Raw genomic sequence first — 20,832 nt, 5'->3', positions numbered from 1 at the left:
ATCAGGCAAAGGGCACGCTTCTTGGTTTTATTGATATGTTTTCAGGGGGTGCATTAAGAAACCTTTCAGTTTTTTCATTGGGCATAATGCCTTATATCAGTTCGTCTATCATCCTCCAACTTTTAACCGTTACTATTCCTCATCTTGAGAAGTTATCTAAAGAGGGCGAATCAGGGAGAAGAAGGATAGTTCAATATACAAGGTATGGAACAATACTTTTGAGTGTGATTCAGGGGCTTGGCATTGCAATGGGACTTGAAAGCATGAAAGGACCTGCAGGTGAACTTATTGTGCCAAATCCAGGCTGGTCTTTTAGACTCCTGGCAGTCATAACGCTTACATCAGGCACAGCATTTATAATGTGGCTTGGCGAACAGATTACAGAGAGAGGTGTTGGGAACGGTATATCACTTATAATATTCGCAGGTATTGTTGCAAATCTGCCAAGTGCAATAAATAATACATTCAGTCTTGTCCGAACAGGAGAGATGAACTTCCTCTTTGTGCTTTTTGTCCTGATATTTGCCGTTGCGATTGTGGCATTTATAATATTTATGGAACAGGGACAGAGAAGGATACCTATCCAGTATCCAAAGAGGGTTGTCGGCAGAAAGGTTTACGGGGGGCAGAGCACCCATCTCCCATTAAAGATAAACTCTGCAGGGGTTATACCACCTATATTTGCCTCTTCAATAATCATATTCCCTGCTACAGCAGCTAATTTTATAGATATTGGATGGGTAAAGATGATTGCTGATGCCTTAAATCCTGTAGGGATATGGTATAATCTTTTGTATATACCTACCATTATAGGTTTTACATATTTTTATACAGCAATACAGTTCAATCCAGTAGATATTGCTGACAATCTTAAAAAGAACGGTGGTTTTGTGCCGGGTATAAGACCCGGTCATCATACAGCAGAGTATGTAGACAGGATACTCAGAAGGATAACCCTGTGGGGTGCATTATATCTTTCGTTTGTATGTGTTTTACCGTCTATACTTATCGGCAGATTTAATGTGCCGTTTTATTTTGGAGGGACTGCGCTTTTAATTGTGGTTGGTGTTGCCCTTGATACTGCTCAGCAGATAGAATCTCACATGCTTGTAAGGTCTTACGACGGCATTCTTAAAAAAGGGAGAATAAAAGGTAGGAGGGGATAGCAACATTCTCAAGAATGTTGAATTGTAAATTGTAAGATGCAAGATGCAAAAGTCCTCAAGGCTAAAGCCTTGAGTTACGGTTGTAAAAAGTCCTCAAGGCTAAAGCCTTGAGTTACGGTTGTAACTCAAACCTTCAGGTTTGAGGTTTTTACAATTCTTGACATAGCGAGGAAGAAATAAGTGCATGGTCTTATCCTTCTTGGTCCCCCTGGTGCCGGTAAAGGGACTCAGTGCCAGAAACTTGTAGATAGATATAAGATACCGCAGATATCAACAGGTGATATATTAAGAACTGCTGTCAGAGATAAATCGCAGATTGGTCTTGAAGCAAAGGCATACATGGACGGCGGCTTGCTTGTTCCAGATGCTGTTGTTGTGAAGATAGTTATTGAGAGACTAAAGCAGGGCGACTGCAGCAATGGTTTTATACTGGATGGATTTCCAAGAACTATAGGACAGGCAGAAACGCTTGAAGATACGCTTAAAGAGATGGGGAAAAGGATTGACAGTGTTATTAGCATAGATGTGCCTGATGATGAGGTCATTAAAAGGCTCTCCGGCAGGAGGGTGTGCAGGGTATGCAATCAGGGTTACCATATATTATTTAATCCGCCTCTAAATGCAGATAGATGCAGTAAATGCGGTGGTGAACTTTATCAGCGTGATGATGATAGAGAAGAGGTAATAAAGGCAAGATTAAAGATTTATAATGAACAGACATCGCCGCTCAAGGAATATTACAAAACCAAAGGGATACTGAAGTCAATATCCGGTGTTGGCAAGATGGGGAGTATAACAGAGAATATTATAAATGCCGTTGGGTCCTGATAGATGGTTTGTTTAAAGGAAAGATAATGAATCTATGGTGGTAGAGTAAGATTAGAAAGTGGAATGAGGACTAATGAAATAATAATTTTAAGGTCAACTCATGAAATAGAGAAATTAAGGGCAAGCAATATAATAGTTGCCGGGATATTGCAAGAATTAAAGTTTAGTGCAAAGGCAGGGGTTACTACCCTTGATATTGAAAGGATTTGTGAGGAGGAGATAAAAAAGAGGAAGGTTGCTGCTGCATTTAAGGGTTACAAAGGATACCCATATTGTATCTGTACTTCTGTTAATGAAGAGGTTGTACACGGTATGCCTGGCAAGAGGGTTTTGAAGGATGGTGATATATTGAGTATTGATATGGGTGTTCTGTATAATGGATATTATGGTGATGCTGCAATAACGGTTCCTATAGGCAATATTTCAGGAGAGGCAGAAAGGCTTTTGGAAATTACTGAAAAGTCATTGTATATCGGCATAGATGAGGCAAAGGTTGGGAATAGATTGTTTGATATAGGTGCATCAATTCAGGAGTATGTTGAGAAAAATGGTTTTTCAGTGGTAAGGGATTTTGTAGGGCACGGCATTGGACAGAGTCTTCATGAGGCGCCGCAGGTGCCAAATTTTGGAAAAAGAAGTAAGGGTATAAGATTAAAGGCAGGCATGGTGCTTGCCATAGAGCCGATGATAAATGCAGGTGGAAGCGATGTTGTTGTCCTGAAGGATGGCTGGACAGCAGTTACAAAGGATGGCAGCCTGTCAGCGCATTTTGAACATTCGGTAGCAATAACAGAAAATGGTGCTTATATACTGAGCAAACTTTAGGAGTTGAGGAGTTAAGGAGTTTTTGCTTTTACTCCTTAACTCTTAAACTCCTAAACTCCTTAAACTCTGTAACTCAATGAGATATGGCTAAAGAAGGATCAATACAAGTTGAAGGTACTGTCCGAGAAACACTGCCAAATGCCATGTTTAGGGTGGAACTGGAAAACAAGCATATGGTTCTGGCACATGTCTCAGGAAAGATGCGGATGCATTTTATAAAGATACTTCCGGGGGATAAGGTGACTGTAGAATTATCACCCTATGATTTAACAAGGGGAAGGATAATATATAGGGCGAAATAAAAAAACAGGCGATAGGTAATAGGCTATAGGCAATAGGTAAGAGTAAAACCCATAGCCTCTAGCCCATCGCCTATAGCCCGTAGTTAAGAGGAGGTCTAACGGGGTGAAGGTCAGAAGTTCGGTAAAAAAGATATGCAACAAATGTAAGGTAATAAGGCGGAAAGGTGTTGTGAGGGTTGTATGCGAAACACCCAAACACAAGCAAAGACAAGGATAAGGCAGGTATCAGTGTCAGTGAATAGTGTCAGTGACAGTAAAAAGATTAAAAAACCATTTACTGACACTAATCACTGACACTGATACTGAAAAACGGAGGTAAAATTGGCAAGGATTGCAGGCGTAGATTTACCCAAAAATAGAAGGATAGAGATTGCCCTTACCTATCTTTATGGTATAGGTATGACAACATCAAGGAATATCCTTAAAGAGGCTGGGGTTGATATCAATACGAGGACACAAAACCTTTCAGAGTCGCAGGTTGCAAACATAAGAAAGATAATTGACAGAGACCATAGGGTAGAAGGAGACCTTCGCAGAGAAGTTGCTATGAATATAAAGAGACTTATGGATATAGGGGCATACAGAGGACTGCGGCACAGAAAAGGACTGCCTGTAAGGGGGCAGAGGACACATACAAATGCAAGGACAAGAAAAGGACCAAGAAAAACAGTGTCGGTCAGGAAAAAAGAGGTATAACAACATTCTAAAGAATGTTGAATTGTAAATTGCAAAAAGCCTCAAGGCTAAAGCCTTGAGTTACGGTTGTAACTCAAACCTTTCAGGTTTGAAGTTTTTACAATTTCCATTGGACAATGGAGCGAAGCGACATGGAGGTTTGATGGCAAAGGCAAAAAAAGAGAAAAAGGGTATATCAAAAGGTATTGTCCATATTCAATCTACATTCAATAATACGATGGTTACAGTTACAGATGTAAACGGAAATGTTATTGCTGGGGCAAGCGCTGGTGCACAGGGTTTTAAGGGTTCCAGAAAGGGGACACCTTTTGCAGCACAGATTACTGCAGATGTAGCAGCCAAAAAGGCTCAGGAATATGGTGTCAGAACTGTTGATGTGTATGTCAAAGGGCCCGGTGCAGGCAGAGAATCTGCGCTTCGTTCTTTGCAGGCAGCAGGTTTTACAATCAATATTATAAGAGATGTAACACCCATTCCGCACAATGGGTGCAGGCCGCCAAAAAGGAGAAGGGTTTAAATAATAATTGTAAATTGTAAAATGTAGAATGCAAAATTAAGGATATTTTTCAATTTAAAATTTGCACTTTGCATTTTGCAATGAAGCGAAGCGACAAGGGAGGAAGAATTGGCAAGACATATTGAGGCAGTTTGCAAGTTTTGTAGACGGGAAGGTTTGAAACTCTTCCTTAAAGGAGATAGGTGCTATACAGATAAATGTGCCTTTGATAAAAGGAGTTATGCCCCCGGACAGCACGGACAGAGAAGGAGTAAGTCCTCTGAATATGCGTTACAGTTAAGAGAAAAGCAGAAGGTAAAGAGGGTATATGGTCTCATGGAGCGACAATTCAGGGGTAATTTCAGACGGGCTGAAAAGGTTAGGGGTATAACAGGCGAAAATCTTTTAAGCCTTCTTGAGAAAAGACTTGATAATGTGGTGTATCGTCTTGGTTTTGCAGACTCCAGAAGAGAGGCAAGGCAACTGGTGATGCATGGTCATTTTACTGTCAATGGCAGGGCAGTAGATATTCCATCCTATACAGTGAAAGTGGGCACAGTCTTACAGTTAAAAGAAAAAGGAACTAAGTCTTTAAAGATAAACCAATCCCTTGAGGCAGTGGAGCGAAGGGGTATCCCCCAGTGGCTTGAATTGGATAAAGGTAGTTATAAAGGGATTATTAAAGGACAGCCCAAGAGAGATGACATCACAATGCCTGTCCATGAGCAGCTCATTGTAGAATTGTATTCAAAATAATAAATACAGGTTTTAGGTTCTAGGTTTCAGGTTCTAGGTTTTTCTGACATCTGATACCTGATACCTGATACCTGATACCTGATACCTAAAATAAGCGAGGTAATTATGCATAAAAACTGGTTGGATCTAATCAAACCAAAAAGATTAGAGGTTGATAAAGATACCTTAACCAATACATATGGTAAGTTTGTAATTGAGCCTTTAGAGAGGGGCTTTGGTGTTACTATTGGTAATTCACTGAGGAGAATACTTATCTCCTCACTTCAGGGTGCTGCAATAACATCTTTTAGAATAGAAGGTATGCCGACCTTGAGCGAGTTTTCAGTCATACCGGGTATTAAGGAAGATATGACTGAAATTATATTAAATCTTAAGCAGGTGAGGATTAAACTCCATAGTGCAGGGCAGAAGGTTGTCAGGATAAAGGCAAGGGGTGATGGAGATGTCAGGGCAGGAGATATTATTTGTGACTCATCTGTAGAGATATTAAATCCTGATTTACATATTCTTACTATATCAAAGGATGCGAAATTAGACGCAGAGATGGTAGTTAAGACAGGCAAGGGATATGTTCAGGCAGAAAGAAATAAAGAGGAAAGCCAGCCTGTAGGGACAATTCCGATAGATGCGATATTTTCACCTATCACACGGGTTAACTATAATGTTACACATACAAGGGTTGGTCAGAGAACCGATTACAATAAACTGACCATAGAAATATGGACAACAGGTGCTGTATCATCAGAAGAGGCACTTGCAATTAGCGCCAAGATTTTGAAAGAACAGCTAAGTGTATTTATTACATTTGATGAAAAAGAAGAGGAAAAGGTGGTAGAGGAAGAGGTTGTAGAAAAAAAGGCTGCACTTAATGAGAACATCTTTCGTCCGGTAGATGAACTTGAATTATCTGTCCGTTCTGCCAACTGTCTTAAAAATGCAGACATAAAATACATTGGTGAACTTGTGCAAAAGACAGAGACAGAGATGTTAAAAACAAAGAATTTTGGAAGAAAGTCTTTAAATGAGATAAAGGAACTGATTACAGAAATGGGGCTTGATTTTGGAATGCATTTAGAAGGTTTCCCATCAAGAGAAGAACTGGACAGGATGTATTTTGAAAAGACAGACGGGAAGTTACAGACCGCATGAGCCAACAATTTATAAACAGCGTCAAAAATAAATTGGAGTGTTAATATGAGACATAACAGGGACGAAAAGAGATTTGACAGAAAAGTAGGGCACTTAAGGTGCATGATGGCAAACCTCACAAATTCCCTTTTTGCCAGCGGCAGGATAAAGACCACTACTGCAAAGGCAAAACAGCTACGTAGTATTGCTGACAAGATGGTTACCCTTGGCAAGAAAGGGAGTCTTGCTGCTGAAAGGCAGGCAGTGGCATTTATGAGGGATAAGGGTGTTGTAAAAAAACTCTTTAAAGAAATAGCCCCAAAATATAAAGACAGGAATGGCGGTTATACAAGGATACTTAAATTGGGTGTAAGGACAGGTGATTCTGCCCATATGTCGTATATTGAACTGGTTGAAGAAGGGGTAGTGAAAAAGTCGGGCAAGAAGCCGGCGGTAATGCGGACAGGAGGGTCAAGAGGGGCTGAAAAAACTGTGTAACTTTAAATGATTACCAAAAAATGCAACTGTTTTTTTTGGGTTTAGTATAATACAAAAGGCAAGGTGATATAAAACTTGCCTTTTTTTATTTTGACCCTGTTAGAAAGTTCGCTTTGAAGCATCAGCTGGTAGCCGCAGGCTTTATGCCTGCGAAAATAGCGCACCCATAAAGGGTGTGGCTACTAAAGGTGCGTTTCTGCTTTCTAACAGGGTTGACACAAAAATCTTGCCGTGTTATTAGTTTTAAAAGTATGAAACCCACATGAACTGTTGGCTCACCTGTCTGCCGACAGGCAGGCAAAGGGGGATGAAAATTTATATGAGGCTGACTGCCCTGCATGATGAGAAGCGAAAAATGCAAAGATAAAAACTAAAAACTAATGTACCTTTGTTTTACACTTTTCGCCTATCGTTTTTAACTAACAATAGACGGTTTGCCAGCATGGCAGTCAGCCTCTCGGAGGGTATTTTCAAGTGAAAATTAAACATTTACCCGTGCCAGAAGATTTCCTGAAGATTGCAAAGAAGGGATGCCTTATACCTGTATACCGCGAGGTTTTGGCAGACATGGACACACCTGTATCTGCATTTAAAAAGGTAGATAGCGGTGAAGATGCCTTTCTCTTTGAAAGTGTTGAAGGAAGTGAGAAATGGGGCAGGTACAGTTTTATAGGGGTAGGCTCCAGAATTGTATTCAGGAACAAGGGTGACAATATAGAGATTATTGAAGGTGATAAGGTTATAAATAAAAAAGGTGCCCCTTTATCCATACTGCAGGAGATACTTGCAAGGTTTACACCTGTGGAGGTTATGGGGCTTCCCAGATTTTATGGCGGTGCTGTGGGCTATATCGGTTATGATATGGTCAGGTTCTTTGAGCATCTCCCTGATACAAGTAAAAGGGATGTTGATATATACGATTCTGTTTTTTTAATAACGCAGTCCCTTCTCATATTTGATAATCTGGAACAGAAGATAAAGGTTGTGTATAATGCGGTTATAGATGATAAGCCTGAAAAGGTTTATAGAGAGGCTATAGAAAAGATAGATGGGATTGTTGACAGACTGAAATCACCTGCTAGTAAAACAAGTCAAGAGTCAAAAGTCAAAAGTCAAGAGGTTAAAGAAACTGCACTCTCTTCCAATTTTTCCAGAGAAGGATTTTTAAATGCAGTATTAAAGGCAAAGGAGTATATCAAGGCAGGCGATGTTATTCAGGTTGTTCTCTCTCAGCGGTTTAATACAAAACTGGATGTGGAGCCTTTTGACATATATAGGAGTTTACGGGTTGTAAATCCATCTCCGTATATGTTTTATATGAGGCTTGATGGTCTTGAACTTATCGGTTCATCGCCCGAGATTTTAGTAAGGGTTGAGGGCAAGGATATTGATGTGAGGCCGATTGCAGGCACAAGACCGCGGGGTAAAACCATTGATGAAGACAAAAATCTTGAGCATGATTTGCTTAATGACCCAAAAGAGATTGCAGAGCATATAATGCTTGTTGATTTAGGGAGAAATGATATTGGCAGGGTCTCTCAAACAGGGACAGTTGATGTGAACGAATTTATGACAGTTGAGAGATACTCGCATGTGATGCATATTGTTTCAAATGTCCACGGCAAACTGGAGGATGATAAAAATTCCTTTGACGCTGTCCGCGCATGTTTTCCAGCAGGGACTTTAACAGGTGCCCCAAAGGTAAGGGCAATGGAAATCATAGAAGAACTTGAGCCTTGCAAGAGAGGGGCTTACGGAGGCTCTGTTGGATATTTCGGTTTTTCAGGAACTATGGATATGGCAATTACAATAAGGACGCTTGTTATAAAAGATAATAATATATATGTTCAGGCAGGCGCAGGCATTGTTGCTGACTCAATACCTGAAAATGAATATCAGGAGACAATAAACAAGGCAAAGGCGATGTTAAAGGCAGTAGAACTCGCAAGAGAGGGATTGGAGTAAAAAATACAGTGAATGGTCGTTAGTGAACAGTGTATAGTTTTGGGAATAAAAGATTGTTTTATACACATAAACATGCTATTTTTGGTGTATGGAAAGGGGGCTATTTATGTCAAGGACAAATATAGAATTAGATGACAAGATTGTAAAAGAGGCTATTAAACTAACGCGCATAAAAACCAAAAAAGAGATTGTCAACTATGCAATTGAAGAACTTGTAAAAAAACTCCGCAGAAAGAAGATGCTTGAACTTGAGGGGAAGGTTATATGGGAGGGAAGTCTTGATGAGATGCGGATGACAAGGGCATGATACTTGTTGACACAAGCGTATGGATAGATTTTTTAACAGGCAGGGATACCCCGCACCGCCGTCTTTTGCACCGCCTTTTGGAAAATGAAGAGGAGATTTGCATAACAGAGATTATCCTTGCTGAAATACTTCAAGGCATAAAAGAGGATGCAGATTATGATACTGTAAAGAATTACCTGCTGGAATTTCCAATTATCAAACCAAACGGCATTCATTCCTATATAATGGCGGCTGAGATTTATAGAAAATGCAGGAGGTATGGGAAAACCGTTAGAAAAACCATTGACTGCATAATCGCGGCAATAGCCATTGAAAATAAAGTCGCCCTCTTTCATAACGATGTTGATTTTAAAGTAATTAAGAAGCAGGCAGACTTAAAAACTATTGAGGCAGTGGAAATGGCAAGGGAGGGATTGGAATAAAGACAGGCAATAGGCAATGGGTGAGAGGCAATAGAAAAAACCCATAGGCTATAGCCTATAGCCTATAACCTATAGCCTATAGCCTATAACCTATAGCCTATAATCTATAATCTTTTAACCTATTAACCTTTTAACCTATGTTACTAATGATTGACAACTATGATTCCTTTACTTACAACCTTGTTCAGTATTTGGCTGAACTTGGCGAGGATGTAAGGGTGTATCGTAATGACAAAATCACTGTCAGAGAGATTGAGGAATTAAAGCCTGACAGGATTGTCATTTCACCTGGACCATGCGACCCTGAAAAGGCAGGGGTGTCTGTTGATGTAATCAAAACATTTGCGCGCAGGATTCCGCTTTTAGGAGTGTGCCTCGGACATCAATCTATTGGCTATGCCTTTGGCGGCGAGATTATAAAGGCAAAGATACTCATGCATGGAAAGACATCTAAAATCTATCATGACAACAAGACTATATTTGAAGATATCCCAAATCCTTTTGAGGCAACAAGGTATCATTCACTTGTTATAAAAAGGGAAAGTTTGCCTCACTGCCTTGAAATCAGCGCATGGACAGAGGATAATGAGATTATGGGCGTAAGGTATAAAAATAAGAGTCAGGAGTCAGGAGTCAGGAGTCAGGAGAAAACTATACTTGAGGGGGTTCAGTTTCATCCCGAATCAATACTGACAAAGTCCGGCAAAGATATATTGAGGAATTTTTTGAATATTTCAAGGAGTCGAAGAAGTGATTAAAGATGCCATCTCCAAAATCATTAAAAATCAGGACTTGACTGAATCTGAAATGATTTCTGTTGTGAATGAAATCATGTCTGGCGAGGCTTCGCCTGCTCAGATTGGCGCATTTCTGACAGCATTAAGGATAAAAGGCGAAACAGTTGATGAAATAACAGGCGCTGCAAAGGTGATGAGGGAAAAGTCAACAAAGATAAATGCCAAAGGCAAAAAGGTCGTTGACACATGCGGCACAGGTGGGGATGAGGCAATGACATTCAATATCTCAACTGCCGCTGCATTTGTTGCAGCAGGCGCAGGGCTTACAATTGCAAAGCATGGGAACAGAAGCGTTTCATCAAAGTGCGGGAGCGCTGATGTTCTGGCCGCATTGGGCGTAAATATTGAGGTTGAAGTGGCGAAGGTTGAGGAGTGCCTTAAAGAAATCGGCATAGGTTTTTTATTTGCGCCCATGCTTCATGGCGCAATGAAATATGCGGCCCCCGTTAGACGCGAGATAGGAATAAGGACGATATTTAATATCCTCGGCCCGCTTACAAATCCTGCTGGCGCAAGGTGTCAGGTTATTGGTGTTTATGACGACAGCCTTACTGACAGCATCGGAAAGGTTCTATCAAACCTTGGCGCTGAACATGCATTTGTTGTCCACGGCGAGGATGGACTTGATGAGATTACGCTTGCCGCGCAATTTGAAAGGTGTCTTCCTTCAGATTTAAAAGGCTTTAGCCCTTCAGAACATGCAGAGTTCATACTGGATATATTCAAAGGGAAAAGGTCTCCGAAAAGAGATGTTGTTATATTAAATTCAGCATTTGCAATTGTCGCAGGCGGCGTTGCAAAATCCATTGAAGAAGGGATTGCAGCAGCAAGGGGCTCTATTGATTCAGGGCTTGCCCTTGAGAAATTGAATAAACTAAAAGAGATGACAAATAAATGAAAGTTCAAAGTAATATCCTTGATGAGATAGTTTTCTATAAAAAAAGAGCTCTTGAACAGAAAAAAAAAGAAGTCCCATTAGACATTCTCAAAAAAATGGTGTGTGATGCAGAGCCGACAAGGGATTTTGCAAAGGCAATTTCAGGCAAAGGCATAAACATAATTGCAGAGGTCAAGAAAGCATCGCCGTCAAAAGGGGTTATCAGAAAGGATTTTAACCCTGTGGGAATAGCCAAAATCTATGAGAAGAACGGGGCTGCCGCGATATCGGTTCTCACAGAGGGAAAATATTTTCATGGACACATAGGCTACTTGAGCGAGATAAAAGAAGCGGTTTCTCTTCCACTTCTCAGAAAGGATTTCATCTTTGACGAGTATCAAATATACGAATCAAGGGCGGCAGGCGCAGATGCAGTCCTGTTGATTGCAGGGCTCTTGGATAAGGAAGAGTTAAAAGAATTTCTGAATTTAAGTTACAGTCTCGGCACGGCATGTCTTGTTGAGGTGCATGACAGGAAAGAGATTGAAAAAGTTTTGTCAACGAATGCAAGGCTAATAGGCATAAACAACAGAGATTTAAAGACATTCAAGACAGATTTGGATACAACCATAAACCTTATTAAAGACATACCTTCTGATAAAATCGTTGTCAGCGAAAGCGGGATAAATACGCATAAAGATATTTTGCGATTAAAGGATGCGGGTGTTAAGGCATTTCTAATTGGAGAGGCGCTGATGAAAGAGCCTGATATAGGAAAGAAGTTAAGGGAGATGAAAGGGGTAACAGGTATTAGATGTTAGTAAAAACAAAAAACCTGAAACCTAGAACCTATGATTAAGGTCAAAATATGCGGCATAACAAATATTAAGGATGCCCTTGCAGCAGCAGAATATGGGGCGGATGCGCTGGGGTTTATTTTTTATAAAAAATCTCCCCGTTGTGTGGATGTTAAGACTGTAAGAAAGATTGTAAAGGCGCTTCCGCCGTTTATTACAGCGGTTGGTGTATTTGTCAATGAGACTAAAGACAAGATAAATAAGATTGTGGATGAGGCAGGGCTGGATGTTATTCAATTACACGGCAATGAACCGCCTGAATTTTGCAATAGTTTAAAAAAAAATGTTATAAAGGCATTCAGGATTTCAAATCTCAAATCTCAAATCTCAAATCTCAAATTGCAAGAATATAATGTTTCTGCATTCTTGCTTGATACATTTAAAGAAGGTGTGGAAGGGGGAACAGGGGAGACATTTAACTGGGTTCTTGCAAAAAAGGCAAAAGGATTTGCCTGCCCCCGAATGTCTTTATCGGGGGGAAGGATAATTTTAGCAGGCGGGCTTACGCCTGAAAATGTCGCAGAGGCAATAAGGATAGTCAAGCCTTATGCTGTTGATGTATCAAGCAACGTGGAAAAGAAACCCGGGAAAAAGGATTTAAAAAAGTTGAAGAAATTTATAGAAAGGGCAAAGGGAATACAATGAAAAGTCGGGAGTCAGGAGTCAGAAGTCAGAAAGTAACCCAAGGCATTAGCCTTGAAAATCTTCCAGACAAACAAGGACACTTCGGCATATACGGCGGAAGGTATATTTCAGAGACATTGATGCCTGCTGTTATTGAACTTGAAAAGGCATATCTGAAATTTAAGAGCGATAATAATTTCAAGAAAGAATTGGATTATTATCTGAAAGAATATGTCGGACGCCCTACACCCCTTTATTTTGCAGAGAGGCTTACAAAAAAGGCTGGCGGTGCTAAAATCTATTTAAAGCGGGAGGATTTGTGCCACACAGGGGCGCATAAAATCAATAACACAATGGGGCAAATCCTTCTTGCAAAGAGGATGGGGAAAAAGAGAATTATAGCTGAGACAGGCGCAGGCCAGCACGGTGTTGCAACAGCCACTGTTGCGGCTATGTTCGGTCTTGAGTGCGAAATTTATATGGGGACAGAGGACATTGAGAGACAGAAGCCGAATGTCTTCAGGATGAAATTATTAGGTGCAAAGGTGAACCCTGTTTCTTCTGGCAGTTGCACATTAAAAGATGCGATGAACGAGGCGTTAAGAGATTGGGTTACAAATGTCTGGAATACATTTTATATAATCGGAAGCGTTGCAGGTCCTCATCCGTATCCAATGCTCGTCAGGGATTTTCAATCAATCATAGGCAGAGAGGCGAGGGGACAGATAAAAAACATGACAAACAGATTGCCTGATTTCCTTGTCGCCTGCGTCGGCGGCGGGAGCAATGCTATGGGGCTTTTCTATCCATTTTTAAAGGATAAAAATGTAAAGATGTTCGGCGTTGAGGCAGCGGGCTATGGTCTTAAAACAGGCAAACACGCTGCGTCAATATGCGCAGGCAAGGTTGGCGTTCTGCACGGAAGCAAGACCTATCTTTTACAAGACAGCGATGGGCAGATAACACATACCCATTCTGTTTCAGCAGGGCTTGATTATCCGGGTGTCGGGCCTGAACACAGTTTCCTGCATGATGCAGGCAGGATTGGATACACAGCAGTTACTGACAAAGAGACTTTAAATGCCTTTAAGATTTTATCTTTATCAGAAGGCATAATCCCTGCTTTGGAAAGCTCTCATGCTGTTGCATACGCAATGAAACTAGCGTCAAAACTTGGCAAGGATAAGACAATCATTGTCAATCTTTCAGGCAGGGGGGATAAGGATTTGAACACTGCGGCAAAGGAGATAGGGGTAGAGATATGAGTTACGATAAGACACCGTAACTCAAACCTTTAGGTTTGAAACATCAAGGCTAAAGCCTTGAGTTACGATAAGACGCCTTTTTTCTCAAGGCTGAAGCCTTGAGGGACAGTATATGACGAGGTATTATGCCTCTTAAGAAAGGGAAGCCTTTTCCAAAGCGGCCGCGGTTGAAATACTTTGAGTATGCGGGATATTATGCCTACTTTATAACAATCCTGACCAAAGATAGAAACCCTTACTTGAAAGAATCTGATGTTGTGGAGCCGATAATGGCTATCATGAAAGACGCGGCAGAGAAGGAAATGGTATTGGTAGACGCCTTTTGTTTTATGCCTGACCATGTGCATTTGCTGTTGAGAGGAGCAGATGAAGATGCCGATGTGAAGAAATTTATGAAACTCTTTAAGCAAAAGAGCGGATATTGGTTTAAACAAAGATTTCAAAGAAGCCTCTGGCACTTGAGTTATTATGACCATGTCTTAAGAGAAGATGAGGATATTAGAGAAACGGTGATGTATATATTGAATAACCCGGTTAGAAAAGGGATTGTATCTGATTATAAAGAATATTCGTTTAATGGTTCTTTTACTTTGGACATAACATGTTTGTAACTCAAACCTTCAGGTTTGAGACATCAAGGCTGAAGCCTTGAGTTACAGCAAGAGACCGTAACTCAAACCTTTAGGTTTGAGATGTCTGCCGACAGGCAGGAGATGTTAGGAACAGGGGGAAGATAGCAATGATAAGTCAAAAGCCTGCCCCTGCAGGCCTGCCCTCGAATGCATCTATCGTGGGCAGTAAGCAGGGGTCAAAAGTCAAAAGCCTGCCCTTGAAGGTTTTAATCAAGGGGCGAAACTTTAATCCCCCCATCCCCCCTTTTAAAAAGGGGGGTAAAAGGGAGGGTAGTAGAATACAAAAAACCTTTGCGCGGCTCAAGGCAAAGGGCGAAAGGGCGCTTGTAACTTTTATTACAGCAGGGGACCCTGATATAAAGACAACAAAAGAGATCGTCATCAGAAAGGGCATTGAAAAAAGGAACTACATTAAAACAGGTAATAAAACTTGTAAAGGATGTGAGAAAAACAGGGGTCAGGGGTCATGGGGCAGGGGTCAAAATACCAATCATACTCTTTGGTTATTACAATCCCATATTTGCATATGGTGTTAAAAGATTTGCAATGGATGCAAAGAGGGCAGGTGCTGACGGCGTTCTTGTTGTTGATTTGCCGCCAGAAGAGGCAGAAGAACTAAAAGAAGAGACAAACAAAAACAACCTTGATTTAATATTCCTGCTTACACCTACAAGCGATGCCTCAAGAATAAGACTTGTTGCAGAAAGGGCATCAGGTTTTATATACTATGTTTCTGTTGCCGGGGTTACAGGGGCAAGGAGTAATTTGTCTTCAGATTTAAGGGCTAATATAAACAAGATAAAAAAGTTTACCTCCTTGCCGATATGTGTTGGTTTTGGTATATCTACGCCTGATCAGGTGAAAGAGGTTTCAGGAATGGCAGATGGCGTTGTAGTGGGCAGTGCAATTGTAAGGGTCATAGAAAAAAACTTGTCCCCTAATGTTCCTGTAGGGGAACAGGGTAGGACTAATTTGCTAAAAGATATTGAGAAATTTGTCTATGGTCTAAAGGCAGCAGCAAGGAGTTTATAATATGGTCATGGAAGCAAATGAAATTAGTTTACTACTAGAGCAGATAATGTTATTGGAAAAAAGTCATTTTAAAAGTGAGATTGAAATTAAAAAGAAATTTGATGAGTTAAAAACACTATATGAGATTGGCAGTATCCTTGTATCTTCTCTTGACCAGCATGTTATCAGAACGCAGGTAGTAGCGGCAATTACAAAACTTATAAATGTTGAAGCAGGTTCACTCCTCATGGTTGATGAAGAAAAAAAGGAACTCTATTTTGAAGTGGCACTTGGTGAAAAAGGTGATGAGGTTAAAGAAATCAAACTTAAGATTGGTGAGGGTATTGCAGGCTGGGTAGCAGAGCATGGGCAGTCTGTGCTGGTTCCTGATGTTGTAAATGATGTGCGGTTTTCCAAAAAGGCTGATGATAAAACAAAGTTCGTAACAAAAAACATACTTTGCGTCCCTGTTAAAATCAAGGGAAAGGTAATAGCAGTCTTACAGGCAATAAACAAAATAGATGATTCTTTTACACAAGATGACTTAGACATTCTTGAGATGTTTTCAAATCAGGTTGCAATAGCACTGGATAATGCGAGGCTCTATAGCGAAATCAAAGAGACCTTTATTGCAACTATAGAGGCACTGGCAGAGGCGATTGAGAAACGGGACCCATATACAGGCGGACATACAAGGAGGGTGTTGAATTACAGTCTTGCAATAGCAATGTATCTGAACATGTCCAATGATGACGAGGAAACCCTGAAATTTTCTGCTATCCTGCACGACATTGGCAAAATAGGTATTGATGATAGTATACTGTCCAAGCAGATGCCTCTTAAAAAAGAAGAGGCAGATATTATGAAAAGGCACACTATATATGGTTCAGATATACTTGGGCATGTAAAGCATCTTAAAGGACTTATCCCTGGCATGTTTGCCCACCATGAGAGACCTGACGGCAAGGGGTATCCAATGGGTTTGGAAGGGGATGAAATACCTTTAATAGCAAAGATAATATCTGTAGCAGATGCCTATGATGCAATAACAACAGACAGGCCGTATAGAAAGGGTCTTGCTCCTAATGATGCTGTCAATGAAATCAGAAGATGCGCTGGGACGCAGTTTGATAAAGATGTGGTAGATGCATTTATTAAGGCATTTGAAAATGGAGAAATATAAGGTAGATAGTGGATATGAAGTTAAGGGTACTAGGTTGTTCTGGTGCTGAACTGCTTGAGCATAAAGTAACCAGTTTTCTTATAAACGAGGATACACTCCTTGATGCAGGGACAGTGGTTTCCTCTTTGACACTAGAGGAACAGACAAAGATACAAAATATAATAATAAGCCATATACATCTTGACCATATAAAGGATATCCCGTTTCTTGTTGATAATGTTATAGGCAGAGGCAAGACTATAAATATTATCAGTGCGCCTTTTGTCCTGTTATAAGGTTGATTCCAATTGATGTTAGCATGGAAGTAACCGTAGGCAGCATTAAGATAAAACCGATTAAGGTAAATCATACTGTGCCATCTGTTGGTTACATTATAAAAAACAACAATAGTGCCTTTGTTTATACAGGTGATACGGGCATAACAGACAAACTGTGGGAGGAGGCTGTAAAAGAGCCGAATATCAGGTTTGTTATTGCAGAGGTGTCCTTTCCAAACAGTATGGAGGATATTGCAAATGCCAGTAAGCACATGACACCACATAACCTTGGTGAAGTTATAAGAAAATTCAATAGAGATAATATTAAGTTTTTTGTGAGCCATATAAAGCCGCAGTATATGAAAGAAATAAAGGCTGAACTAAAAGAGTTAAATGATTTGTATTCGTGTATAAGTGTTTTAGAACTTAATGATGTTATAGAATGGTGAGGCATGCTCTGGTTTAAAAAGAAGGAAAAACCCCTAACTATATCTGATGAGAAGAAGGTTAAAGTCCCTGAGGGTCTCTGGATAAAATGCGATTTTTGCGGCGATATTATTTATAAAAAAGAGGTGGAGCGGAATCTTGATGTATGTCCTAAATGCGGTTACCATTTTCGCATGTCAGCAGAAAAGAGGCTTAAACTTGTTGTTGATGAGGGGGGATTTGTTGAGATAGACAGCGGCATTGAACCTGTTGATTTTTTGGGATTTAAGGACATCAAGAAGTATACGGATAGACTAAAGGAGGCACAAAAGAAGATTCCAACAAAGGATGCGATAATATGCGGGACCGGTTTTATAAATGGTGAGAAGGCTGCCATAGGCATATTCCAGTTTGATTTCATGGGCGGCAGTATGGGTTCGGTTGTTGGTGAGAAGATTGTAAGACTTATTGAAAAGGCAATAGAGGATAAGATTGGACTTGTAATATTTTCATCATCAGGTGGTGCAAGGATGCAGGAGGGGATTTTGTCCTTGATGCAGATGGCAAAGACCAGCGCTGCGATAGCAAGACTGAAAGATACCGGACTGCCGTTTATATCTGTTCTTACTGACCCGACTATGGGCGGCGTAACAGCAAGCTTTGCCATGCTTGGCGATATAATAATCGCAGAGCCAAAGGCATTGATAGGGTTTGCAGGTCCAAGGGTTATAGAACAGACTATAAGACAGAAACTCCCTGATGGTTTTCAGAGGGCTGAATATCTGTTTGAGCATGGTATTCTTGATATGATTGTTGAGAGAAAGAATATGAAGGATATGCTGGCTAAACTTTTAGGTATGCTTGCCATTGGTTAAAATAAGGTGTCAGGTGTTAGTAAAAACCTGAAACCTAGAACCTGCAGTCTATTAAATGTCCTCCTATAAAAATACACTTCAATATTTATACGAACTGGAAAGATTTGGTATACGGATGGGTCTTGAGTGTATAGATGTAATTCTCAAGTCTCTGGGCAATCCCCATTTAAAATATCCTGTTATCCATATAGGAGGCACTAATGGCAAGGGTTCAACCTCTGTAATGCTCGCATCCGTCCTTCAGGAGGCAGGCTGCAAAGTTGGATTATACACATCGCCACATCTTTTAAAATTCAATGAAAGAATAAGAGTTAATGGGGAAGAGATTACGGACAGAAAGATTGTGGAGATGACGGAAAGAATAAGAAACAGAAGTCAGGAGTCAGAAGTCAGGAGTCAGAAGAACTCAAAACTCAAAACTCAAAACTCAAAACTTGCAAGCACTACCTTTTTTGAATTCACCACAGCAATGGCATTCCTTCATTTTGCAGAGGAACATGTTGATATTGCGGTTATTGAGGTTGGGCTTGGCGGCAGGCTGGATGCAACAAATGTCTGCAAACCTCTTGTTTCAGTTATAACGAATGTATCAAAAGAGCATGAGGAGATTCTAGGAAAAGGTATTAGAAATATAGCATTGGAACAGACAGGGATAATAAAAGAAAACGGCATTTTGCTCACAGGGGCATCACAGCCATCTGTATTGAAAGTATTTAATGAAACATGCAGGGGAAGAAATGCAAAGATTTATAGATTTAAAATTTTACGACCCGCGACCCGCGACCCGCGACTCTTTGGATTTCACGGCAAAAAATGGCGCCTTGATAAATTAAAGACAAATCTTTTACGCAGGCATCAATATAAAAATGCCGGATTGGCGCTTTTTGCATTGGAGATGATTGGTAAGAAAGGATTTAAAATCACAGAAGATGCAGTTAGGACAGGACTTGAAAATGTAAGATTACAGGGAAGACTTCAGATTGTTTCCATAGAGCCAACAATTGTCCTTGATTCTGCCCACAATCCTGCTGGCGCAAAGGTATTGAGGGATTCTTTGCTCAAAGAATTTTGTTACAAAAAGTTAATCCTTGTCGTAGGCATCATGGCTGATAAGGATATAAAGGGTTTTTTGTCCAATATTGCGCCAATCGTTGATTTGGTTATTTTAACAAAGCCGAATACCCCCCGTGCTGCAAAAGAAGATGTTTTGACTTCGGCGGCAAAACCATTTGCAAAAAGGATAAAATTGATTAAGAATGTGAAAAATGCGTATAGATTTGCAAAATCTATTGCAAAAAAACAGGACCTTATTTGTGTTACAGGCTCATTCTATACAGTAGGTGAGGTGCTATCAAACCTGAAGGTTTGAGTTACTGTAACTCAAGGCTTTAGCCTTGATATCTAAAGGAGAGGCATGTCAAGAATAATCTACGGTATAAATCCAGTAATAGAGGCTATAACATCTCATCCTCAGGACTTTAAAGAGGTTATTATCTTTTCTGGAAAGACAGGCAGAGAGGTTGATAATATAAAAAACCTTGCAAGTAAAAACAGGATAAGATTCAGGATCGGAGGACAACAAGAATTTGACAGACTTGCAAAAGGGGAAACCCATCAGGGCATTATCGCCATATTAAATGAATTTAGATATGCGGCTCTTGAAGACATATTTCAAAAATGGAAGACATCTAACAGCAAGGCATTTATACTAATCCTTGACAGCATAGAAGACCCGCAGAATCTTGGTTCTCTAATAAGAACAGCGAATTCAGCAGGTGTTCACGGCGTGATTATTCCAAAGGACAGGGCATCCAGCGTAACTCCCACTGTTGTAAAGGCGTCAGCAGGCGCAACAGAGCGGACAATGATTTCTCAGGTTACAAACATTGCCCAGACAATAGAAACTTTGAAAAAACAAGGCATCTGGGTTGTCGGCATAGAAGGAGATGCAAGGGAGAGCATCTATAAATCAGACTTTAATATTGACATTGCAATTGTTATTGGCAGCGAAGGAAAAGGCATACGAAGATTAGTTAAAGAGAAATGCGATTCCCTTGCATCAATACCAATGAAGGGTCAGGTTAGTTCACTCAATGCAGGCATTGCAGGCGCAATTGCCATGTTTGAGGTTTTAAGACAGAGGGGATTTATAGATAGGTTAGAACGGCAGCGATAAACTAAATTGTAGAACCCTTTCCAATAAGGTTCTTTACCTAGATTTTGCCATTATGCCCTTGAATGATATGTTTTACAATTGCAAGCCCAAGACCTGTGCCGCCCACTTCCCTGCTTCTGCCCTTATCAGCCCTGTAAAATCTTTCAAACAGTCTTGGTATGTCTTTTTCAGGGATGCCGATGCCTGTGTCCTCAACATCTATTCTTAACATGCCGTCTTGTTTTTCTGCTGAAATCCGCACAGTCCCGCTGTTTGTATATTTTATTGCATTGTCAACAAGATTTGTAATGATTTGTAATGACTGTTTAAAAAAGTTTAAAAAAGTTCTTGACAAAAAATAGAAATTCATTTACTTATATATGTCCTCGTGCTTGTTATACCTCAATGCATTGATTGAGGGTATTTTTAAATGAAAGAGTGCATTGACAATAGTCTTAAATTATAGTAATCTTAAAAAGAAAGT

General features: G+C 40.3%; 26 protein-coding genes and 1 pseudogene. 26 read left to right on the top strand and 1 reads right to left on the bottom strand.

Annotated features, from left to right (window positions below):
• From secY to rlmB, 26 genes and pseudogenes are all read left to right on the top strand, one after another.
• On the top strand, nt 1–1,166 hold a 1,166-nt coding region (gene secY, locus HZC45_03765), incomplete at its 5' end, for a preprotein translocase subunit SecY (protein MBI5682275.1).
• Nucleotides 1,167–1,346: 180 nt separating this feature from the next.
• The gene (locus HZC45_03760) at nt 1,347–1,994 is read left to right on the top strand and encodes an adenylate kinase (protein ID MBI5682274.1); all 648 of its coding nucleotides are present in this window, start codon (nt 1,347–1,349) and stop codon (nt 1,992–1,994) included.
• A 78-nt stretch (nt 1,995–2,072) separates the two neighbouring features.
• The gene (gene map, locus HZC45_03755) at nt 2,073–2,819 is read left to right on the top strand and encodes a type I methionyl aminopeptidase (protein ID MBI5682273.1); all 747 of its coding nucleotides are present in this window, start codon (nt 2,073–2,075) and stop codon (nt 2,817–2,819) included.
• Between the two features lie 83 nt (nt 2,820–2,902).
• Nucleotides 2,903–3,121, top strand: a complete 219-nt coding sequence (infA, locus tag HZC45_03750) for a translation initiation factor IF-1 (protein ID MBI5682272.1) — start codon at nt 2,903–2,905, stop codon at nt 3,119–3,121.
• A 103-nt stretch (nt 3,122–3,224) separates the two neighbouring features.
• Entirely contained in the window at nt 3,225–3,338 is a 114-nt protein-coding gene (rpmJ, locus tag HZC45_03745; protein MBI5682271.1) for a 50S ribosomal protein L36, read from the top strand.
• A gap of 104 nt (nt 3,339–3,442) precedes the next feature.
• The gene (gene rpsM / locus HZC45_03740; GenBank protein MBI5682270.1) at nt 3,443–3,817 is read left to right on the top strand and encodes a 30S ribosomal protein S13; all 375 of its coding nucleotides are present in this window, start codon (nt 3,443–3,445) and stop codon (nt 3,815–3,817) included.
• A gap of 142 nt (nt 3,818–3,959) precedes the next feature.
• On the top strand, nt 3,960–4,334 hold the full coding sequence (gene rpsK, locus HZC45_03735; GenBank protein ID MBI5682269.1) for a 30S ribosomal protein S11: 375 nt from the start codon (nt 3,960–3,962) through the stop codon (nt 4,332–4,334).
• A 108-nt stretch (nt 4,335–4,442) separates the two neighbouring features.
• Entirely contained in the window at nt 4,443–5,069 is a 627-nt protein-coding gene (gene rpsD, locus HZC45_03730; GenBank protein MBI5682268.1) for a 30S ribosomal protein S4, read from the top strand.
• A 105-nt stretch (nt 5,070–5,174) separates the two neighbouring features.
• Nucleotides 5,175–6,218 (top strand): DNA-directed RNA polymerase subunit alpha, encoded by a 1,044-nt coding sequence (locus tag HZC45_03725; protein MBI5682267.1) that lies wholly within the window; start codon nt 5,175–5,177, stop codon nt 6,216–6,218.
• A 45-nt stretch (nt 6,219–6,263) separates the two neighbouring features.
• Entirely contained in the window at nt 6,264–6,695 is a 432-nt protein-coding gene (gene rplQ, locus HZC45_03720; protein MBI5682266.1) for a 50S ribosomal protein L17, read from the top strand.
• Nucleotides 6,696–7,262: 567 nt separating this feature from the next.
• Nucleotides 7,263–8,660 carry an anthranilate synthase component I gene (gene trpE / locus HZC45_03715; GenBank protein ID MBI5682265.1) on the top strand — a complete coding sequence of 466 codons (1,398 nt, stop codon included), beginning with the start codon at nt 7,263–7,265 and terminating at the stop codon, nt 8,658–8,660.
• 106 nt (nt 8,661–8,766) lie between these two features.
• Entirely contained in the window at nt 8,767–8,967 is a 201-nt protein-coding gene (locus HZC45_03710; GenBank protein MBI5682264.1) for a type II toxin-antitoxin system VapB family antitoxin, read from the top strand.
• Nucleotides 8,964–9,389 (top strand): PIN domain nuclease, encoded by a 426-nt coding sequence (locus HZC45_03705; protein ID MBI5682263.1) that lies wholly within the window; start codon nt 8,964–8,966, stop codon nt 9,387–9,389. The genes HZC45_03710 and HZC45_03705 overlap by 4 nt, the downstream gene beginning before the upstream one ends.
• Nucleotides 9,390–9,526: 137 nt before the next feature.
• On the top strand, nt 9,527–10,147 hold the full coding sequence (locus HZC45_03700) for an aminodeoxychorismate/anthranilate synthase component II (GenBank protein MBI5682262.1): 621 nt from the start codon (nt 9,527–9,529) through the stop codon (nt 10,145–10,147).
• Nucleotides 10,140–11,084, top strand: coding sequence for an anthranilate phosphoribosyltransferase (trpD, locus tag HZC45_03695; GenBank protein MBI5682261.1), 945 nt, complete (start codon nt 10,140–10,142; stop codon nt 11,082–11,084). Before HZC45_03700 ends, trpD begins: the two co-directional genes overlap by 8 nt.
• Nucleotides 11,081–11,884: an indole-3-glycerol phosphate synthase TrpC gene (gene trpC / locus HZC45_03690; GenBank protein MBI5682260.1), complete on the top strand. Its 804-nt coding sequence runs from the start codon at nt 11,081–11,083 to the stop codon at nt 11,882–11,884. Before trpD ends, trpC begins: the two co-directional genes overlap by 4 nt.
• Nucleotides 11,885–11,914: 30 nt before the next feature.
• The gene (locus HZC45_03685) at nt 11,915–12,565 is read left to right on the top strand and encodes a phosphoribosylanthranilate isomerase (GenBank protein MBI5682259.1); all 651 of its coding nucleotides are present in this window, start codon (nt 11,915–11,917) and stop codon (nt 12,563–12,565) included.
• Nucleotides 12,562–13,809: a tryptophan synthase subunit beta gene (trpB, locus tag HZC45_03680; protein MBI5682258.1), complete on the top strand. Its 1,248-nt coding sequence runs from the start codon at nt 12,562–12,564 to the stop codon at nt 13,807–13,809. Before HZC45_03685 ends, trpB begins: the two co-directional genes overlap by 4 nt.
• A 125-nt stretch (nt 13,810–13,934) precedes the next feature.
• Nucleotides 13,935–14,420 (top strand): transposase, encoded by a 486-nt coding sequence (locus HZC45_03675; protein MBI5682257.1) that lies wholly within the window; start codon nt 13,935–13,937, stop codon nt 14,418–14,420.
• Between the two features lie 128 nt (nt 14,421–14,548).
• A pseudogene (gene trpA / locus HZC45_03670) lies at nt 14,549–15,473 on the top strand (tryptophan synthase subunit alpha).
• A gap of 46 nt (nt 15,474–15,519) precedes the next feature.
• Nucleotides 15,520–16,635, top strand: a complete 1,116-nt coding sequence (locus HZC45_03665; GenBank protein ID MBI5682256.1) for an HD domain-containing protein — start codon at nt 15,520–15,522, stop codon at nt 16,633–16,635.
• Between the two features lie 14 nt (nt 16,636–16,649).
• Nucleotides 16,650–16,910, top strand: a complete 261-nt coding sequence (locus HZC45_03660; protein ID MBI5682255.1) for a hypothetical protein — start codon at nt 16,650–16,652, stop codon at nt 16,908–16,910.
• A 23-nt stretch (nt 16,911–16,933) separates the two neighbouring features.
• Nucleotides 16,934–17,341, top strand: coding sequence for a hypothetical protein (locus HZC45_03655; protein ID MBI5682254.1), 408 nt, complete (start codon nt 16,934–16,936; stop codon nt 17,339–17,341).
• A gap of 3 nt (nt 17,342–17,344) precedes the next feature.
• Complete coding sequence (locus HZC45_03650) at nt 17,345–18,193, top strand: acetyl-CoA carboxylase carboxyltransferase subunit beta (GenBank protein MBI5682253.1); 849 nt, start codon at nt 17,345–17,347, stop codon at nt 18,191–18,193.
• A 55-nt stretch (nt 18,194–18,248) separates the two neighbouring features.
• A complete protein-coding gene (locus HZC45_03645) occupies nt 18,249–19,562 on the top strand; it encodes a bifunctional folylpolyglutamate synthase/dihydrofolate synthase (GenBank protein ID MBI5682252.1) in 1,314 nt (437 codons plus the stop codon).
• Nucleotides 19,563–19,607: 45 nt separating this feature from the next.
• On the top strand, nt 19,608–20,369 hold the full coding sequence (gene rlmB / locus HZC45_03640; GenBank protein MBI5682251.1) for a 23S rRNA (guanosine(2251)-2'-O)-methyltransferase RlmB: 762 nt from the start codon (nt 19,608–19,610) through the stop codon (nt 20,367–20,369).
• Between the two features lie 37 nt (nt 20,370–20,406).
• Here the strand turns inward: rlmB and HZC45_03635 are convergent, their stop codons facing one another.
• Nucleotides 20,407–20,718, bottom strand: coding sequence for an ATP-binding protein (locus HZC45_03635; GenBank protein MBI5682250.1), 312 nt, complete (start codon nt 20,716–20,718; stop codon nt 20,407–20,409).
• Nucleotides 20,719–20,832: the final 114 nt, after the last annotated feature.

It is taken from the genome of Deltaproteobacteria bacterium (assembly GCA_016223005.1).
In the GTDB taxonomy this organism is placed as follows: Bacteria; Desulfobacterota; GWC2-55-46; order UBA9637; family GWC2-42-11; genus JACRPW01.
Note: the sequence above shows the minus strand (reverse complement) of the source record. Positions and strands in the feature narration are given on the sequence as shown.

Excerpts from the sequence above, each read along its gene's own strand:
- infA (MBI5682272.1), top strand. The coding sequence starts at position 2,903 with ATGGCTAAAGAAGGATCAATACAAGTTGAAGGTACTGTCCGAGAAACA.
- rpsK (MBI5682269.1), top strand. The coding sequence starts at position 3,960 with ATGGCAAAGGCAAAAAAAGAGAAAAAGGGTATATCAAAAGGTATTGTC.
- HZC45_03725 (MBI5682267.1), top strand. The coding sequence starts at position 5,175 with ATGCATAAAAACTGGTTGGATCTAATCAAACCAAAAAGATTAGAGGTT.
- rplQ (MBI5682266.1), top strand. The coding sequence starts at position 6,264 with ATGAGACATAACAGGGACGAAAAGAGATTTGACAGAAAAGTAGGGCAC.
- trpE (MBI5682265.1), top strand. The coding sequence starts at position 7,263 with ATGGACACACCTGTATCTGCATTTAAAAAGGTAGATAGCGGTGAAGAT.
- HZC45_03710 (MBI5682264.1), top strand. The coding sequence starts at position 8,767 with ATGTCAAGGACAAATATAGAATTAGATGACAAGATTGTAAAAGAGGCT.
- HZC45_03705 (MBI5682263.1), top strand. The coding sequence starts at position 8,964 with ATGATACTTGTTGACACAAGCGTATGGATAGATTTTTTAACAGGCAGG.
- HZC45_03700 (MBI5682262.1), top strand. The coding sequence starts at position 9,527 with ATGTTACTAATGATTGACAACTATGATTCCTTTACTTACAACCTTGTT.
- trpC (MBI5682260.1), top strand. The coding sequence starts at position 11,081 with ATGAAAGTTCAAAGTAATATCCTTGATGAGATAGTTTTCTATAAAAAA.
- HZC45_03685 (MBI5682259.1), top strand. The coding sequence starts at position 11,915 with ATGATTAAGGTCAAAATATGCGGCATAACAAATATTAAGGATGCCCTT.
- trpB (MBI5682258.1), top strand. The coding sequence starts at position 12,562 with ATGAAAAGTCGGGAGTCAGGAGTCAGAAGTCAGAAAGTAACCCAAGGC.
- HZC45_03675 (MBI5682257.1), top strand. The coding sequence starts at position 13,935 with ATGCCTCTTAAGAAAGGGAAGCCTTTTCCAAAGCGGCCGCGGTTGAAA.
- HZC45_03665 (MBI5682256.1), top strand. The coding sequence starts at position 15,520 with ATGTTATTGGAAAAAAGTCATTTTAAAAGTGAGATTGAAATTAAAAAG.
- HZC45_03660 (MBI5682255.1), top strand. The coding sequence starts at position 16,650 with ATGAAGTTAAGGGTACTAGGTTGTTCTGGTGCTGAACTGCTTGAGCAT.
- HZC45_03655 (MBI5682254.1), top strand. The coding sequence starts at position 16,934 with ATGGAAGTAACCGTAGGCAGCATTAAGATAAAACCGATTAAGGTAAAT.
- HZC45_03650 (MBI5682253.1), top strand. The coding sequence starts at position 17,345 with ATGCTCTGGTTTAAAAAGAAGGAAAAACCCCTAACTATATCTGATGAG.
- HZC45_03645 (MBI5682252.1), top strand. The coding sequence starts at position 18,249 with ATGTCCTCCTATAAAAATACACTTCAATATTTATACGAACTGGAAAGA.
- rlmB (MBI5682251.1), top strand. The coding sequence starts at position 19,608 with ATGTCAAGAATAATCTACGGTATAAATCCAGTAATAGAGGCTATAACA.
- HZC45_03635 (MBI5682250.1), bottom strand. The coding sequence starts at position 20,718 with ATGAATTTCTATTTTTTGTCAAGAACTTTTTTAAACTTTTTTAAACAG.